Here is an 18,078-nt window from a genome sequence, read left to right as displayed (position 1 = left end):
GACCCCATGGCGGATGGCGTGTTCAGGGATGGGCTGTTGAAGGGCAAGACGGCCTTCATCTCCGGCGGCAGCAGTGGCATCAACCTCGGCATCGCCACGGCGTTCGCGAAGGCGGGGGCGAAGGTGGCCATCAACGGCCGCAACGTGGAGAAGCTGGAGGGCGCGGTGAAGGGCCTCCAGGCCCACGGCACCGCGATGGGCGTCGCCGCCGACGTGCGCGACTACGCGTCCGTGGAGAAGGCGCTCCAGCAGGTGAAGGACGCGTACGGTGAGCTTGACGTGCTGGTGTGCGGCGCCGCGGGCAACTTCCCCGCGCCCGCGCTGGGCATGTCGTCCAACGGCTTCAAGGCGGTGATGGACATCGACGTGCTGGGCACGTTCAACGTGGCGCGCGCCGCGTTCGAACACCTGCGCAAGCCGGGCGCGTCCGTCATCACCATCTCCGCGCCCCAGGCCTACCTGCCCATGGCCATGCAGGCCCACGTGTGCGCCGCCAAGGCCGGCGTGGACATGCTCACCCGCGTGCTGGCCATCGAGTGGGGCGGCGCGGGCGTGCGCGTCAACGCCATCACCCCCGGCCCCATCGAGGGCACGGAAGGGATGAGCCGGCTCGCGCCTTCGGAGGGCTCGCGCCAGAAGCTCGCGGAGGCCCTGCCGCTGCAGCGCTTCGGCACGCCGGAGGACATCTCCCGGCTGGCGCTCTTCCTCTCGTCCGACGCGGCCAGCTTCATCACCGGCTCCATCATGGTCTGTGACGGCGGCCAGTCCCTGCTGGGCGGCGCCGCGCTGCTCCAGGCGATGAACGGCTGAGTTTCCGGTGAGCTGAGGGGCTCCGGCCGGGCATTCCGCGCGTCAGGGAATGTCTGATAGAAAGCAGTGCAACCCCGCGCAGGCACCTGCCGCCGCGCGGAGGCTGCCCGCTGTCGGAGACCCCCATGTCCCCACGTTTCGAAGTGCTCGTCCGCTGTCTGGGATTGGGCGTGCTGTGTCTGGGTCTGTCGCTGGGGTGCACCGAGCCCGGGGTCTCACCGGAGCCTCCGCCCATCGTGAAGGGCGTGGTGGACGCAGCGGCGTCCAAGGTCGTGGTGGACCGGCCCACGGGCGTGCTCCCGGATGGCCAGGACGCGGCGGTCGTCACGGTGACGGTGCTGCGCGCGGACGGTTCGCCGCTGGCGGGGCGGCCGGTGACGGTGACGGTGGAGGGAGAGGGCGCCTCTGTCGTCGTGCCCACGGCAACGACGGACGCGGGCGGCAAGGCACAGGCACAGGTGTCGTCGACGGTGGCGGGCGTGAAGACGGTGCGCGCGTCGGTGAAGGACGTGAACCGCGCGCAGGTGCCGCTTGCCGCGACGGCCACGGTGGAGTTCGGGGCCCCCTCGGTCCGGAAGCTCGTGTTCCGCGAGTCGCTGCCGGATGGCGTGGCGGGCGTGCCGCTGAGCGGGCTGGAGGTCACCGTCCAGGACGCCAGCGGCGCGGTGGTCCCCGACAGCGCGACGGAGGTGACGTTGTCACTGGGCTCCGGGGGCATCGTCTTTCCGGAGGCCCTGCTGAAGGTGACGACGGTGGCGGGCGTGGCGCGCTTCCCGGACGTGGTGCTGAAGCGGGCCGGGGCCAACTACCACTTCATCGCGAGCGCCTCGGGCTTCGAGCCGGCCGCGAGCACCTCCTTCACGGTGGCACCCGGTGCACCGGTGGCTGTGGGGCTGAGCACGCTCATGGAGACGGCGGTGGCGGGCGTGGCGCAGGACCTCCAGGTGACGTTGCAGGACGCCTACCTCAACACGGTGACGAACTACACGGGCACGGTGACGCTGACGTCCACGGACCCGGCCGCGACGATGCCCGCCGCCCACGCCTTCACGGCCACGGACGCGGGGCAGTACACCTTCACGGGCATCACCTTCCGGACGGCGGGAGCCCAGGACCTCAAGCTGGATGACGGCACGAGCGCCATCTCCTTCACCTTCCGCGTGAACGTGTCCGCCGGGCCTCTCGCGAAGCTCGTGGTGTTGGACTTCACGGGCCCGGTCAACGCGGGCGATCCGCTTGAGGTGTCCGTGTCGCTGACGGATGCCTTTGGCAACCGCCGCCAGGACGCCACCGGCACGGTGCGCTTCACGTCCTCGGACGCGCAGGCGGTGCTGCCTCCGGACGCGACCTTCACCCCGGAGGACCAGGGCCAGAAGCTCATGACCGGGCTGGTCTTCAAGACGGCGGGGACGCAGACGCTGACGGCGGAGGACACCGTCAACGCGGCCCTCACCGCGACCGTGGACGCAGACGTGCGCGCCCTCGCCGCCGCTTCCTTCGAGGTCATCGCGGGAGCAGGCCCGTTCGCCGCGGGCCAGGCCTTGAGCTACGAGCTGGTGGCTCGGGACGTCTACGGTAACGTCGCGAAGGACTACGCCGCCACGGTGGTGTTCTCGTCCACGGACGCGCAGGCGGTGCTGCCGGGCGCCTATACGTTCACCGTCGCGGATGAAGGCCGGCACACGTTCGGCGTGGAGCTGCGCACCGCCGGTGATCAGAAGGTCGTCGCGAAGGACGTGGCGGTGGACACGCTCGAGGGCACGCACACCTATTCCATCGTGCCGGCGGCCCTGGACCGGGTGGCGTTCGTCTCCGCGCCCACCACGGGGGCCGTGCGGCAGGCGCTGGCGGATGTGCTGGTGGCCCTGCGCGATGCCCATGGCAACACCGTCAGCGACGCCCCCCGGGACGTGAAGCTGGAACTCGCGGGCGGAAGCTTCGCCCAGGGCCCCGTCACGCAGACGACCACGGCCGGCAAGGCGACGTTCACCGGCCTCGTCGTGGAGGCGGAGGGCACCTACCAGTTCAAGGCCACGGTGGACGGCCTGCCGGTCGCAACGTCCGCGGACCTGGGCATCACCGATGCGGTGGCTCCGGAAATCGCGCAGGACTTCGGGGCGACCGCGCTGTCCGCCTACAGCCTTCGGCTGGACTGGAAGGCACCGGGTGATGACGGCGACCTGGGTACCGCGACGCGCTACGAGCTGCGCTATGCGACGGTGGCCATCACGGACGACACCTTCGACACGGCCACGCTGGTGCCGGGTGTGAGCGCGCCCCAGGCGCCGGGCACGGCGGAGACCTTCACCGTCTCCGACCTGGAGGTGGGCACGACGTACTTCTTCGCCCTGAAGACGTTCGATGGCGCGAACAACGGCAGTGCGCTCGCCACCGTGAGCGGGACCACCACCAACCCGTGCGATGGCTTCGTGTGCACGCCGCCCGCGTCCACCTGCGCGGCGGATGCCCGGTCGCTGGTGACGTACTCGCAGGGATGCGTGGTGGTGGCGGGTGCCCCCTCGTGCGAGGACGAGCCCCCGAGCAGCGACCCTTGCCCCGGTGCGGACGGCGTCTGCTTCGAGGACGCGTGCACCACCGCGGCGGGGCCCGTGGCGGGCGAGCTGTTCCTTTCGGAGGTGATGCACTCGCCTTCGGCGGGGACGACGGAGTACCTGGAGCTGACCAACAGCAGCGCGAAGCTGCTCAACGTCGCGGGCCTGTCGGTGGGCTACTCGGATGGCGTGACGGCGCCGTCGTCCATCACGGTGGACCCGGGCACGGGCAGCGCACTGCTGGTCGCGCCGGGGGAAGCGCTGGTGCTCGCGCAGGACGCCGCTTCGGAGACGAACGGTGGCGTGAGCGCACGGTACGCCTATGGCACCGGGTTCGTCCTGGGGAGCACCGGAACGCTGACCGTGAAGCAGGGGGCCACGAACGTGGACAGCCTGACGTACACGGGCGCGTTCCCGCAGACGACCGGCCGCGCGATGAGCCTCGCATCCAGCATCCTGGGCACGGCGGGCAGCGCGCGGTCCTGGTACTGGTGTGATTCGTCCGGCAGCCTGTCCGGCGGAGACCGGGGCACGCCGGGGCAGCCCAACGACGACTGCGCGCTGAACGCCGAGAAGCCGCTGAACTACTGCAACATCCAGTACCCGAAGACGTTCCCGTCCGGAGATGGCAACTACCCGGCGAGCATCCTCGCCTTCGACCGGTACGACATCTTCAGCCAGTTCTACAGCTTCGATGTCACGACGCGGAGCCAGACGGGCAACGACTTCTACCCGCGCATCGAGTCGCAGCTGGGCTACGGCACGGACGCCACCGACCCTGTGGGCTGGACGTGGACGTCGGCGGACTTCAACGCGGGCTACGTCACGCCAAGCTCCAACAACGACGAGTTGAAGGCATCGCTGAGCATCTCCACGGCGGGCACGTACCGCTACGGCTTCCGCTACCGGTTCACGGACGCGGGCGAGCCGTGGGTGTACTGCGATCAGAACGGCATCGCCGTGCCGCCCGCCGGCACGTACGGCTCGGTGACGGTGCTGGCCGGGCCGCAGACGAACCACGTCGTCATCAGTGAGTTCAGCGGGGGCACGACCGCGAACACGCGCGATGAGTTCGTGGAACTCTACAATCCGACGAGCGCGGCGGTGGACCTGTCCGGCTGGCAGGTGAGCTACAAGTCCGCCACCAATACGACCTACACCACCACCTTCACCATTCCCGCCGGGAAGAGCATCCCGTCCCACGGCTACTTCCTGTTGGGCGGTTCGGCTTACTCGGGGGTGGCCCCCGCGGACACGACCCATAACATCGACGCGACGGCGTCCACGACCGGCGGTGGCCACATCCGTCTCCAACGGCCTTCGGGCGCGGCCTTCGTTGACGTGGACCTCCTGGGCTACGGCACCGCGAACGCGCCCGAGGGCCCCACCGGTCCTCCTCTTCCTTCCCATCCGGCCTCCGGTGGAAGCTTGGAGCGCAAGGCCGTGTCCACGTCCACCTCCGCCACCCTGGCCGTGGGCGGCACGGACGCCGCGCGCGGCAACGGACAGGACACGAACAACAACTCCGTGGACTTCGTGATCCGCGTGACGCGGCAGCCGCAGAGCTCCACCAGCCCGGTGGAGTTCTTCCACTGACGACACCGGCACCCCGGTGAAGTCCCAGGAGGCCGCCCACGGCACCACGCCGGGGCGGCCTTCCGCCGTTTCAGGGCCCTCCAGGCCTGCCCGTCCGTCCGCCGCCCGACGGACGGGGCAGGGCAGGGGGGCCTGTGTCCGTGAAAGGGACTTCTGCCCTCACACGGGTGCTGCCCCTGCGTGCGGGGCGCATTAGCTTTGGCACCTCTTTCGAGAGGAGCCCTTCCCGTGTCCCAGCCCCTGGTTCCCGTCGCCGCCCGCCATGTCACCTGCCCGCCGGAGGACTTCCGCCGAGCGAGCGAGGAGGCCGTGGCCACGGCCCGCGCCGGCATCGCGCGCCTGAAGTCCCTGCCCGCGTCGCGCACCGCCCGCGAGGTGCTGGAGCTGTTCGACGAGACCTCCGCCACGCTCGACGACGCGTCCGCGCGCGCCAGCGTCGTGCGCCACACCCACCCGGAGGCCGCGCTGCGCGAGGCCGCGGAGGCCGCCGAGCAGGCCCTGGAGAACCTCTCCAACGACATCCGCATGGACCGGGGCGTCTACGACGTGCTCTCCGCCGTGGACCTCTCCGGCGAGGACGCCGCCACGCGCAAGTGGATGGAGAAGGTGCTGCGCGACTTCCGCCGCGCCGGCGTGGACCGCGACGAGGCCACCCGCGAGAAGGTGAAGGCGCTCCAGGAAGAGCTCATCCGCATCGGCCAGGAGTTCAGCCGCAACATCAGCCAGGACACCCGCAAGGTGTCCCTGCCCCCGTCCGCCCTCGACGGCCTGCCGGAGGACTACGTGCGCGCGCACGCGCCCGGCCCGGACGGTCAGGTGCGCATCTCCACCGACTACCCGGACCTCGTGCCCTTCCTCACCTACGCGCGCGACGGCAAGGCCCGCGAGCAGCTCTGGCGCGCCAACCGCCAGCGCGGCCACCCCGCCAACGTGGACGTGCTGGGCCGGCTCGTCGCCCGCCGCCATGAGCTGGCCACGCTCCTGGGCTATCCGCACTGGGCCGCCTACGCCACCGAGGACAAGATGGTGCGCACCGCGGACGCCGCGCGGGACTTCATCCAGAAGATCGCCACCGCCTCGGAGGCGCGCATGAAGCGCGACTACCAGGTGCTGCTGGAGCGCAAGCAGAAGGACGAACCCCAGGCCACCCAGGTGGAGCCCTGGGACTCCGGCTACCTGGATGACCGCGTGAAGGCGGAGCAGTACGCCTTCGACTCGCAAACCGTGCGCCCCTACTTCGAATACACGCGCGTGAAGCAGGGCGTCCTGGACCTCACCGCCCGCCTCTTCGGCGTCACCTACCGCCCCGTGAAGGACGTGCCGGTGTGGCACCCGGACGTGGAAGTGTTCGACGTCTACGAGGGCGCCACCCTCAAGGGCCGCTTCTTCCTCGACATGCATCCGCGCGCGGACAAGTACAAGCACGCGGCCCAGTTCACGCTGACCAGCGGCAAGTCCGGACGCCGGCTGCCGGAAGGCGCGCTCATCTGCAACTTCCCCAAGCCCGGGGACGAACCCGCCCTCATGCAGCACGGCGACGTGGAGACCTTCTTCCACGAGTTCGGCCACCTGCTGCACCACATCTTCGGCGGCCACACCCAGTGGGCCGGCCTGTCCGGCGTGCGCACGGAGTGGGACTTCGTGGAGGCCCCGTCGCAGATGCTGGAGGAGTGGGCCCGCGACGTCACGTGCCTGCAGACCTTCGCCACGCACTACCAGACGGGGGAGAAGCTGCCCGCGGAGCTGGTGGAGCGCATGCTGCGCGCGGACGAGTTCGGCAAGGGGCTCTTCGTGCGCCAGCAGATGTTCTACGCGGCGCTCAGCCTGGAGCTCTACCGGCGCGACCCCAAGGGCCTGGACGCCACCGCGCTCGTGCGCGAGCTGCAGGGCCAGTACATCCCCTTCCCATACCTGGAGGGCACGTACTTCCACCTCACCTTCGGGCACCTGGATGGGTACTCGTCCAACTACTACACGTACATGTGGTCGCTCGTCATCGCGAAGGACCTCTTCACGGTGTTCCAGGAGCAGGGCCTGCTCAACCCCGCGCCCGCGCAGGCGTACCGGCGCGCGGTGCTGGAGCCGGGGGGCTCCGACGACGCCGCGCGCCTGGTGAACCGCTTCCTGGGCCGTGACTACGACTTCCGCGCCTACGAGGCCTGGCTCAACAAGGCCGCGTAGGGCGGGGCGCCACGGGGCGGGGCGGGCGGCTTGCGACAAGGCCGCCCGCGCCCCGGGACTTCACCGAAGGCTCACTCCACCTTCGTCTGCTGCACGCGCCAGATCTCCTCCGCGTACTGCTTGATGGTGCGGTCCGAGGAGAAGATGCCCGCGCGCGCCACGTTGACGATGCACTTCTTCGTCCAGGACTCCTGGTCCTTGTACGCGCGCACCACCTCGTCCTGCTTCGCCATGTACGCCGCGAAGTCCGCGAGCACCAGGTAGCGGTCCTCGTCCAGCAGGCTGTCCACCAGCGGGTGGAAGAGGTTGCGGTCCTCGGGGGAGAAGAAGCCGGAGCGGATGAGGTCCAACGCCTCGCGCAGCTCCGTGTTGGACTCGTACACCTCACGCGGCCGGTAGCCGGCCTTCTTGCGCGCGATGACCTCGTCCGCGGTGAGGCCGAAGAGGAAGAAGTTCTCGTCGCCCACCGCCTCGCGGATCTCCACGTTGGCGCCGTCCAGCGTGCCCAGCGTCAGCGCGCCGTTGAGCATCAGCTTCATGTTGCCCGTGCCGGACGCCTCCCAGCCCGCCGTCGAAATCTGCTCGGACACGTCCGCCGCCGGGATGATGCGCTCCGCCAGGCTCACCCGGTAGTTGGGCACGAACACCACCTGCAGCCCCGTGGTGCCCGCGTCGCTGTTGACCACCTCCGCGATGCCGTTGATGAGCCGGATGGTCAGCTTCGCCAGGTGGTAGCCCGGCGCCGCCTTCGCGCCGAAGAGGAACGCCCGCGGGTGCACGACGCTGGACGGGTCGCGCCGCGCCTTCATCCACAGCGCCACGATGTGGATGGCGTCCAAGAGCTGCCGCTTGTACTCGTGCAGGCGCTTGATCTGCACGTCGAAGATGGCGTTCGGGTTGAGCTGCACCCAGCGCAGGTCCCTCACGTGCTGGGCCAGGTCCACCTTGTTGGCGTGCTTCACCTCGCGGAACGCCTGGCGGAACGCCGGGTCCTCCGCGTGCGACTCCAGCCTGGTGAGCTGATCCAGATCCGTGGCCCACCCGTCGCCAATGCGGCTGGTGATGAGCTTGGACAGGCGCGGGTTGCACCACGCCAGCCACCGGCGCGGCGTGACGCCGTTCGTCTTGTTGTTGAAGCGCTCCGGGTACATCTGCGCGAAGTCCGGCAGCACGTCCCGGCGCAAGAGGTCCGTGTGCAGCGCGGCCACGCCGTTGATGCTGTGGCTGCCCACCACGGCCAGGTGGGCCATGCGGATCTTCTTCTCCGGGCCCTCCTCCACCAGGCTCATCCGCTGCTGCTTCTCCACGTCGAACGGGTAGCGGATCTGCACCTGGCGCATGAAGCGCTGGTTGATCTCGAAGATGATCTCCAGGTGCCGGGGCAGCAGGCGCTCGAACAGCGACACCGGCCAGCGCTCCATCGCCTCCGCGAGCAGCGTGTGGTTGGTGTAGCCGAACGTCTCCTGGGTGATGGACCACGCCTCGTCCCAGAGCAGCTGCTTCTCATCCACCAGCACGCGCATCAGCTCCGCCACGCCAATGGCCGGGTGCGTGTCATTCAGCTGGATGGCGGCCTTGCGGGAGAACTCACGGAAGTCGCTGTGGTTCTTCAGGTAGCGCCGGACGATGTCCGCGATGGAGCACGCCACGAAGAAGTACTGCTGCTTCAGCCGCAGCTCCTTGCCCGCCTGGAACGCGTCGTTGGGGTAGAGGACCTTGGAGATGACCTCCGAGTCGTTCTTCTCCACCACCGACCGCTCGTAGTCGCCCGCGTTGAACAGGAGCAGGTCGAACTCCGCGCTCGCGCGCGCCTGCCACAGCCGCAGCGTGTTGACGGTGTTGTTGCCAAAGCCCGCGATGGGCGTGTCATACGGCACGCCAATCACCGTCTTGCCGCCCACCCAGCGCGCCACCGGCCGGCCGTCCGGTCCCTGGTGGTGCTCCACGCGCCCGAAGAAGCGCACCGGCACCGCCTTCTCCGGCCGGACGATCTCCCACGGGTTGCCGAACTTCAGCCACTCGTCCGCGCGCTCCACCTGGTGACCCTCCACCAGGTCCTGGGAGAAGATGCCGAACTCGTAGCGGATGCCGTAGCCCATGCCCGGGTAGCCGAGCGTCGCCAGCGAGTCCATGAAGCACGCCGCCAGCCGCCCCAGGCCGCCGTTGCCCAGGCCCGCGTCCGGCTCCATCTCCAACAGCTGCGTCAGGTCCACGCCGACCTCCTGCATGGCGGCGGCGGCGGACTCGTACATGTTGAGGTTGAGCAGGTTGTTGCCCAGCGCCCGACCCAGCAGGTACTCCGCGGACAGGTAGTACGCGCGCTTGACGTCCTGCTCGTAGTACGTGCGGGCCGTCTTCACCCAGCGGTCGGTGAGGCGGTCGCGCACCGCCAGGGACAAGGCCATGAAGCGGTCATGCGGGGTGGCCGTCTCCGGGTTCTTGCCGCGCGAATAGCGCACGTGTTCGAAGAAACCGCGACGGACGCTGGCCGCGTCGAGCCCGGTGCGGCCGCTGTCTTCGGGGTGGCCCGAGGAGGTGGGCGGGGGCGCGGGGCGCGCGGAGGCAGGAGGAGCCATAAGTCGGTCGTCTCGTGGGTCACGAAGAGGTGGGTGCTTCCGGGCGCCCCCGCCTGGACGAGGGCGCACCGCGTGCGAGGGTATCGTGTCGGGCCCATCCAGGCACCGGAAAGCCGCAGCGCGGCCCCTGGGATGCCCGCTCCCCCCACCAGGGAGGGAAGGTGCCCGGGGACCCTCCGTGACGCCCTCCCACCCCAGCAGGGGAGGGCCCCTGCATCCTGGCTTCGCTTGGAATCCTGACAGCGAGAGGAGTTGGGGTAGAACGAAGGGGAATGGCCTCCCCCTTGTGTGACCTGGAGCAGCGCATCGCCCTGAGCCGTCCAGGCGACACGGTGCGGGGCCTGTGTTTCACGGCGGTGCTGCAGCTGACGCGCAAGCACCTGGGGCAGGACACCGCGGAGCGGCTGCGAGCGCCCCTCCTGCAGCGCAACCCGGTGGACTTCTTCTCCTACCCCGCGGTGGACTTCCTGCGCCTGATTGCCTTCGCGGCGGAGGCGCTCCAGCCCGCCTTCGGAAGCTACGACGCGGCCCTGCGCGCGTGCGGCGGCGCCGTCTGCGGGACCTTCCTCGAATCCACCGTGGGGCAGACGCTCCTGGGCTTCGCCGCCGGCAGCGACCCCAAGCGCATCTACAGCAACGCGTCCGCCGCCTACGCCACCGCCGTGAGCTACGGGCAGCGGGAATACGTGCCCCTGGGCGACAAGCGTGTCCGGCTGCACTTCAAGGAAGACCTGCTGCCGGTGCCGGTGCACGAGGGCATCCTCGCGGGCGCCCTCTGCGCCCTCCAGCGCGAGGGCCAGGTGCGCGGCACCGAGCTGGGCCTGGACGAAACCGAGTACCTCATCGAGTGGGCCTGAGAAACGCGTCGGGCCCCGCTCCACCGTGAAGGGGAGGGGGCCCGGCTCGGAAGAGCGGTGCAGGAGGGACGCGGGCCCGCTACTTCACGGCCGCGGGCGGAGGCGCCGCCTGGCCCGCGACGGCGGCCACGGAGACGGCGTCCAGCTGCTGGGCCATGTCGTGCGCCTTGGCGAGGAAGTCCCCGGTCAGCTCCTTGGGGAGCGGATCCGCGCGGGGGAACTTCTGGGTGAGCGGGTTGGCGTAGGTGCCGCCGCGCTTCAGGCCGAAGTGCAGGTGCGGCCCGGTGGAGCGGCCGGTGTTGCCCGAATAGGCAATCACCTGCTTCTGCCGCACGCGCGTGCCGGTGCGCACGCCGTCACCGAAGCGCGACAGGTGCATGTACTGCGTCTCCATGCCGTTGGAGTGGCGCAGCACCACCATGTTGCCCGCGGCGCCCGCGTAGCTCGCGGACACCACCGTGCCGTCTGCCACGGCCCACACCGGGGTGCCAATGGGCGTGCCGTAGTCCACGCCGTTGTGGTTCTTCACGTACTGGAGCACCGGGTGGTAGCGCGACCCGAAGCTGCTGGTGACGTGCGCGTACTTCAGCGGGCTCTTGAGGAAGGTCTTCTTGGCGCTCGCGCCGTCCTCCTGGAAGAAGTTGGCCTCGCCGTTGGGCAGCACGTAGCGGAACACGCGCTTGTTGCCCACGAGCCCGCCCTCGTAGGTGGCCGCCAGCACCTCGCCGTAGCGCAGCACGCGGCCCTTGGAGACGAACTTCTCCACCAGCGCCTTCGCCCGGTCGCCCTTGCGCACGTCCCGGTAGAAGTCGATGTCCCACGCGAACACGTCCGACAGCACCAGGCCGATGGACGGGTCCTCGCCCGCCGCCAGCGTCGCGTCATACAGCGACGTGCTGATCTCCAGCGACACGAGCGACACCTGCTTCTCCACCTCGATGGAGCGCTTGCTGCCGACGTACTTCTCCCCGTCGCGGCGCACCTGCCACTCGTCCACGGTGCTCTGGCGGTAGTCGAAGAAGTCCAGCTCGCCGTTGCGCATCACCAGCCGGAACTGGTCGCCCACGCGGGACTTGCGGAAGTCGAACACCCCTTCCAGCGCCGCGATGACGGCCTCCACCTGCGCGTCGGGCAGCTGCGCGTCGTGCAGCGCGCCCGCCAGCGTCTGGCGCGGCTCGATGCGGCGGTTCTTGATGTCGTACTGCTGGGGGGCGGCTTCGGAGGTCGACGCCGCCGCGAGGGCGGCGACACAGAGCAGGGAGGCGGTCTTCATGGGGGCGGACAGGAGTGTAGAGGATTGTTGCACCTCCGCCCAACTCCTGGCTTCCCCCGGCCTGCCCGCCCGCCTGCTCCCGCGCTACACCTACAGTTCCACCTTCTTCTCCGAGTGGTGCTGCCCGTCGAAGCGCAAGAGGGCGCCCTTGCCGTCGTAGCGGGTGACGATGTTCACCGGCCGGCGCCAGAGGCTCTGGAGGTTGCGCAGCGTCTCCCGCGCGTAGTCGCCCTTCAGGTCCTGCCCGTCGTGCTTGTGCGCGAGCAGCAGCTCCGAGCGGTTCTCGTAGTTGCCGTCCACCACTTCGATGATGGGCTGCCCGAAGTTGGTGAGCGACGTGAGCAGCTTGTTCTTCACCTTGCGGAACTCGCGGTCGAGGATTTCCCACGAGTTGCGCTTGTCGTTGAAGCCATACACGAACAGCTTCTGCGCTTGAGCGAACTCGGCGGTGAGGAACGTGTCGATGAAGGTGATGTCGTTGTAGTGCTTGCGGACCTCGAAGATCTTCTCACGCCCCGCGCCCAGCTTCTTGTCCCAGGCCTGGCGGGCGCGCAGGTCGTCGCACTCGTCCCACTCCTTGCCGAACTTGCCCTTGTTCCACCGGTCCTCGATGTCCCGCCACAGCTCGATGCCCAGCTTGTACGGGTTGATGGCCCCGGGCCGCACGCCCATGGTGCCGGAGTGGTGGTCCGCGTAGTCGATGATCTCATCATCGCGCAGCGCCCGGCGGGTCATGATGGTGGAGTGCCAGTAGCTGGCCCACCCCTCGTTCATGATCTTCGTCTGGCCCTGCGGCGCGAAGTAGTACGCCTCGTCGCGGAGGATGGAGAGGATGTCCACCTCCCACGGCTCCAGGGGCGCGTGCTCCAGCAGGAAGTACAGCACGTCCCGCTGCGGGCGCTCCGGGAAGCGCTTGCGCTGCTGCTTCTCGTCCTCGGAGAGCTTGCGCTGCGAGTCCAGGAACTCCGAAGGGTTGATGTAGCCGCGCATGTACTCGCGGTTCACCTTGAAGCCCTCCACGCGCTCGTTGGACTTGAGCTCCTCCTCCGCGCGCTGCGGATCCGGATTGCGGCGGATGTGCGGCGCGTGCTGATCAATGAGGTTCTCCAGCGACAGCGTCCGGTCGATGAAGTCCTCCACCTTCTCCACGCCAATCTTGTCCACCCAGCGCCGGACGCGGGTGGCGTGGTTGGCCATGTCGTCAATCATCCGGCGGTTGGTGTGCCGGAAGGAGAAGTTGTTCTTGAAGAAGTCGCAGTGACCGTAGACGTGGGCCATCACCAGCTTCTGGTCCACCTCCGGGTTGCTCTCCATCAAGTAGGCGTAGCAAGGGTCGTTGTTGATGACGAGCTCATAGATTTTCGACAGCCCGTACTCGTACCCCTTCGCCAGCTGCTCGTACTCCATGCCCCAGCGCCAGTGGGGGTAGCGGGTGGGGAAGCCGCCGTAGGCGGCGACCATGTTCATCTCGTCGTAGCTGACCATCTCGAAGACGGTCTCGAAGAAATCCAGGCCGAATTCCTTGGCGTAGCCATGGATTTCATCCCGCAGCGCGGCGAGGCGGGGCGTCAGGCTCTTGGGCATCGGGCGGGTGCTCCGGTTGGGGATGGGCGAGCGCTTCAGCGCCCCTTGCCGAGGAAGTCCTTGATGGACGTGTAGATGGCGTCCTTGTCCGCGATCTCGCTCAACGCGACGTTGGTCGTGTCACCCACCGCCTCGCGCAGGTCCTTGATGAACTGCCCGCTGCCGTAGGGCGACTCCACCTGCCCGTAGGCGAACTGGTTCACCTGCGGGAGGATGTCGTTGCGCAGCATTTCAATGCACTGGCGCGTGTCATCCGCGCTCCAGTTGTCACCGTCGCTGAAGTGGAACGGGTAGATGTTCCACGCGCTCTTCGGGTAGTCCGCCTGGATGATCTCCCGGCACAGCTTGTACGCGCTGGAGATCATCGTCCCGCCGGACTCACGGGTGTGGAAGAACGTGTCGCGGTCCACTTCACGCGCCACTGCGTCGTGGATGATGTAGCGCGACTCCAGGCCCTTGTACTGGTGCTTGAGCCACGTATCGAGCCAGAAGCTCTCGATGCGGACGATCTCCTTCTGCTCGTCCCCCATCGAACCGGACACGTCCATCATGTAGATGATGACCGCGTTGGTGTCCGGCAGCTCCTGCAGCTTGTAGCTGCGGTAGCGCCGGTCCTCGCGCGTGGGGATGATGACCGGCATCTTCGGGTCATAGGTGCCGGTGGCGATCTGCCGCTTCAAGGCCTGCTTGAAGGTGCGCTTGAAGTGCCGCAGCGACTCCGGGCCCGTGGTGTTGACGCCGGTGTACTTCACCTTCTGCGTGACGATGCGCTCGCTCTGCCGCCGCTCGATGCGCGGCAGCTGGAGCTCTTCGCCCAATATCTGCGCAAGCTCCTCCAGGGTGACGTCCACCTCCAGGGCGTGGTCTCCCTCGCCCTGGCCGGCCTGGTGCCCGTCCCCGGGCTCTACCGCCCCGGGGCCGAGCTGCTGACCCACCTCGCCCTCGCCCTGCCCGACGCCGCCCTGCTCCTTGTGGCCGTACTTGAAGCGCGGGATGTCGATGAAGGGGATGGGGATGCTGATGGCATCCTTGCCCTTCTTGCCCAGCATCTCGCCCTTCTGCACGTACTTGCGCAGGTTGGCTTTGATCTTCCCGCGGACGATCTGTTTGAAGCGGGAGTGGTCCTGGTGGATCTTCAAGGTCACGGTGTCACGTCCCTCTGGGGCAAGGCGTCAGGTGTTCCTTGTCACTCCTTCGCGTCGCCGCGGGCGAAGATGCTGGCCACGAAGTTCAGCACGTCCGTGGAGCAGATCTCGCAGTACCCGTAGTTCTTCATCATCCGGTCCTTCACCAGGTCGATCTTCTCCTGGGTCTCCTTGTCCACGACGGAGGACACGAGGTTCTTGAGCTTGATGCTGTCCTTCTGGTCTTCGAAGAGCTTCAGCTCCAGCGCCTTGTGCAGCCGCTCGTTGGTCCGGTAGTTGAAGGTCTTGCCCTCCACGGCGAGCGCGCCGATGTAGTTCATGATCTCCCCGCGGAAGTCGTCCTTGCGGCTCTCCGGGATGTCGATCTTCTCCTCAATCGACCGCATCAAGCGCTCGTCCGGGACCTCGTAGATGCCGGTGTACTTGTTGCGGACCTTCTCCTTCTGGGTGAAGGCCTTGATGTTGTCGATGTAGTTGCCGCACAGCTTGCCGATGGCGTCCTCGTCGGCGCTGATGGCGCGCTGGACCTCGTTCTTGACGATGTCCTCGTACTCCTGCTTCACCGTGGTGAGCAGCTCCTTCATCCGCTTGCGCGCGTCCTCGTTGTTGATGAGGGAGTGCGTCTTCAAGCCGGCTTCCAGCTCGTTGAGCACCATGAAGGGGTTGATGCAGCCTTCGCCCTTGTCGCTCACCAGGGCGTTGGAGATTTTGTCCTGGATGTAGCGGGCGCTGATGCCCTCCAGGCCCTCGCGCACGCTCTCCTTGCGCAGCTCCTTGATGTTGTCCTCGGTGAAGTTGGGCAGCGTCTTCCCGTTGTAGAGCTTGAGCTTCTGCAGGAGCGACAGGTTGTGCTTCTTGGGCTCCTCCAGGCGCGTGAGGACGGCCCACATGGCGGCCATCTCCAGCGTGTGCGGCGCGATGTGCTTGCCCTTGATGGCGCGGGAGTTGAAGTCCTTCTCGTAGATCTTCACCTCCTCCGTGAGCTTGGTGATGTACGGGATGTCGATCTTCACCGTACGGTCACGCAGCGCCTCCATGAACTCGTTGCTCTCGAGCTTCTTGTACTCGGGCTCGTTGGTGTGCCCGATGATGACTTCGTCGATGTCCGTCTGCGGGAACTTCTTCGGCTTGATCTTGTGCTCCTGCGACGCGCCGAGCAGGTCGTAGAGGAACGCGACGTCCAGCTTCAGCACCTCCACGAACTCAATGACGCCGCGGTTGGCGATGTTGAACTCGCCGTCGAAGTTGAACGCGCGCGGATCGGAGTCGGAGCCGTACTCGGCGATCTTCCGGTAGTTGATGTCGCCGGTGAGTTCGGTGGAGTCCTGGTTCTTCTCATCCTTGGGCTGGAACGTGCCAATGCCCACGCGGTCCTTCTCGCTGAAGATGAGCCGGTTGACGTGCACGTGGTTCATGACCTGGGCGAAGTCGCCGCCGTACTGGGTCATCAGCTCCTTGAAGACGAAGCGGCACGCGGGGCACAGCTCACAGCCGTCCGGGATGGTGTAGCCGGACTCCGGCGGAGACAGCTCCGCGAAGATCTTCGGGCGCCACTCCTTGGGGATGAGGTTGAGCGGCTCCTCGTTCATCGGGCACTTCATCTTCTCCTTCACCACCGTGCCGTCCGGCTGCTTCTTGTCGGTGAGCCAGGAGAAGGTGTAGGCGGCGCCCTCGGGGACCTTGGAGTACTCCTCCATGCCCTTCTTGAGCAGGCGGGCGATGGTGGACTTGGACGACCCCACGGGCCCGTGCAGCAGGATGACGCGCTTCTCCGTGCCGTAGCCCTGGGCCGCGGACTTGAAGACGTTCACCAGCTTCATCAGCGGCACGTCCAGGCCGAAGATGGCGTCACGGCCGCCGAAGCGCTCGTCACTGAAGAAGTGGTAGCGCGTCAGCTTCTTCTTGTTGTCGATGTACTCCGACTTTCCGTGGCTGAGGATCATGTCGTAGATCCTCTGGAAGGCGGTGCGGGTGACCTTGGGGTTCTTGCGGACGATTTCGAGGTAGTCCTCGAAAGAGCCGTCCCAGTTGAGTTCCGCGTAGGTCTTCACGTCCTGGAACGCGGCGATTCTGGAGACCCACGAGCCCTTCTCAGCGTCCTTCATGTCTCTCCCTCGAAGGCTGCCGGAGGAACGCGAACGCTCGCGTTCTTCCAGGAAGCCAGCATGGTGAACCTGGAGGGCTGGAAGGCCATTCCACACCCACCCCGATGAGGTCCCAGGCGACGACAATCGCGATGCTCACGCCCCTTCGGGACCCCGCCGCGGAGTGGGACCGCGCGTCAGCTCGTGTCGGAGAGAGAAGCCGCTCCCCTTCACGGGGTGAAAAGGCACTTTGATTATAAGGACCCTGACCCACGCTGGGAGGAGCCCCCCCGGTGCGATGTTTCGGGTCCCACCTCGCCCAACCGCGTACTTCCCGACGGTTGGGCCCCTGCTGGAGGACACCCCGTCCAGGCAGGCCCCCCCTGTGGGGCGGCGTCTCCGTCCGCTCCACATGTCGGCGTGATGGACCGTGCTCGTTTCCGTCCCGCCCGGAAGGGTCCGTAACAGCGCGAATCCGGCGCTGCCCGGGGAAGTGGTGTCCTGGAGGGATGCGGCAGGCGGGCGGGCATCAGGCAGGTGGGTGGGTCGCTGGCTTGGCTTTGGGCCCTGCCTGCGTATCCTCCCGCGCGCCATGGTCCCCGCCTCGAGTCCCGCCGCCCCTGCTCCCACCCCTTCGGTTCCCGGCCTGTCCGCGGTGCCTGCGCCGCAGCCTGAACCGTCCTTGCGGTGGCTCGTGGGGTTGCTGCTGGTGGCGGCGCTGCTGCCCCGGCTGGGGGTGTTCTTCCTCAACGAGAACCTCTACGGCGACGCGGTGGTGCGCACCGAGCTGGCGGAGCGGTGGCTCAACGCGCCGCACGTCATCACCTCCTACAAGGACGGGACGTACCAGTTCGGCCCCCTGCACCTGTACCTGGTGGGCGCGGTGCTGTCGGTGTTCGACCGCGAGGTGGCGGGCCGGCTGGTGAGCCTGGTGTTCGGTGTTCTGTCGGTGGTGCCGCTGTTCGCGCTGACGCGGCGGCTGTTCGGCTGGCGCGCGGGTGTGGCCGCGGGCCTGGCCTTCTCCGTCTGGGGCATGCACCTGCAGTTCTCCACCACGGCGGGCAGCGAGGCGGTGTCGCTGTTCTTCATGCTGGCCGTCTTCGCGCTGGTCGCCGAAGGGGTGGAGGAGAACCGCTTCCAGCCGCTGTTCTGGGCCGGCATGTTGCTCAACCTGGCGTGCGCGCTGCGCTACGACGCGTGGATGTACATCCCGCTGATCACCGTGGCGCTGGTGTTCAGCAGCAACGACCGGGTGGCGTCGCTCACGCGCGCGGTGGGCTTCGGCCTCGCGTGCCTGCCGTTCCCGCTGTTGTGGATGCAGGGCAACGAGCTGGCGCACGGCGACCCGTTCTTCCCCATGAAGGCGGTGGACGACTTCCACCGGCAGTGGGTGGCGGACTCCGGTGGGGCAGGGGGGGCG

10 protein-coding genes are annotated in these 18,078 nt (G+C 67.9%); 5 read left to right on the top strand and 5 right to left on the bottom strand.

Going from position 1 to position 18,078, the window contains the following annotated elements; genetic code table 11:
• The first annotated feature begins 6 nt into the window (after window positions 1–6).
• The 3 genes from D7X12_RS15275 to D7X12_RS15265 all read left to right on the top strand — a co-directional run bounded on the left by D7X12_RS15275 (window position 7) and on the right by D7X12_RS15265 (window position 7,139).
• On the top strand, window positions 7–810 hold the full coding sequence (locus D7X12_RS15275) for an SDR family oxidoreductase (RefSeq protein WP_120626010.1): 804 nt from the start codon (window positions 7–9) through the stop codon (window positions 808–810).
• Window positions 811–935: 125 nt separating this feature from the next.
• On the top strand, window positions 936–4,958 hold the full coding sequence (locus D7X12_RS15270; RefSeq protein ID WP_120626009.1) for a lamin tail domain-containing protein: 4,023 nt from the start codon (window positions 936–938) through the stop codon (window positions 4,956–4,958).
• Window positions 4,959–5,186: 228 nt separating this feature from the next.
• Entirely contained in the window at window positions 5,187–7,139 is a 1,953-nt protein-coding gene (locus D7X12_RS15265; protein WP_120626008.1) for a M3 family metallopeptidase, read from the top strand.
• 71 nt (window positions 7,140–7,210) lie between these two features.
• On the opposite strand, the gene D7X12_RS15260 is transcribed toward D7X12_RS15265, so the two are convergent.
• A complete protein-coding gene (locus D7X12_RS15260; RefSeq protein WP_120626007.1) occupies window positions 7,211–9,715 on the bottom strand; it encodes a glycogen/starch/alpha-glucan phosphorylase in 2,505 nt (834 codons plus the stop codon).
• Window positions 9,716–9,987: 272 nt separating this feature from the next.
• Here D7X12_RS15260 and D7X12_RS15255 point away from each other — a divergent pair, with 272 nt between their 5' ends.
• A complete protein-coding gene (locus D7X12_RS15255) occupies window positions 9,988–10,572 on the top strand; it encodes a DUF2378 family protein (protein ID WP_120626006.1) in 585 nt (194 codons plus the stop codon).
• Window positions 10,573–10,651: 79 nt separating this feature from the next.
• Here the strand turns inward: D7X12_RS15255 and D7X12_RS15250 are convergent, their stop codons facing one another.
• The 4 genes from D7X12_RS15250 to D7X12_RS15235 all read right to left on the bottom strand — a co-directional run bounded on the left by D7X12_RS15250 (window position 10,652) and on the right by D7X12_RS15235 (window position 16,679).
• A complete protein-coding gene (locus D7X12_RS15250) occupies window positions 10,652–11,845 on the bottom strand; it encodes a M23 family metallopeptidase (RefSeq protein ID WP_208719055.1) in 1,194 nt (397 codons plus the stop codon).
• A gap of 90 nt (window positions 11,846–11,935) precedes the next feature.
• Window positions 11,936–13,429, bottom strand: coding sequence for a SpoVR family protein (locus D7X12_RS15245; RefSeq protein ID WP_120626004.1), 1,494 nt, complete (start codon window positions 13,427–13,429; stop codon window positions 11,936–11,938).
• Window positions 13,430–13,464: 35 nt separating this feature from the next.
• Window positions 13,465–14,574 carry a DUF444 family protein gene (locus tag D7X12_RS15240; RefSeq protein WP_120626003.1) on the bottom strand — a complete coding sequence of 370 codons (1,110 nt, stop codon included), beginning with the start codon at window positions 14,572–14,574 and terminating at the stop codon, window positions 13,465–13,467.
• 41 nt (window positions 14,575–14,615) lie between these two features.
• Window positions 14,616–16,679, bottom strand: a complete 2,064-nt coding sequence (locus D7X12_RS15235; RefSeq protein ID WP_120626002.1) for a PrkA family serine protein kinase — start codon at window positions 16,677–16,679, stop codon at window positions 14,616–14,618.
• A 571-nt stretch (window positions 16,680–17,250) separates the two neighbouring features.
• Between D7X12_RS15235 and D7X12_RS15230 the strand changes: the two genes are divergently transcribed.
• Window positions 17,251–18,078 (top strand): ArnT family glycosyltransferase (locus D7X12_RS15230; RefSeq protein WP_208719053.1); only part of this gene is annotated, 828 nt, incomplete at its 3' end.

This window comes from Corallococcus sicarius (assembly GCF_003611735.1).
Lineage (GTDB): Bacteria > Myxococcota > Myxococcia > Myxococcales > Myxococcaceae > Corallococcus > Corallococcus sicarius.
This window is presented reverse-complemented; position numbering and strand designations above follow the sequence as displayed.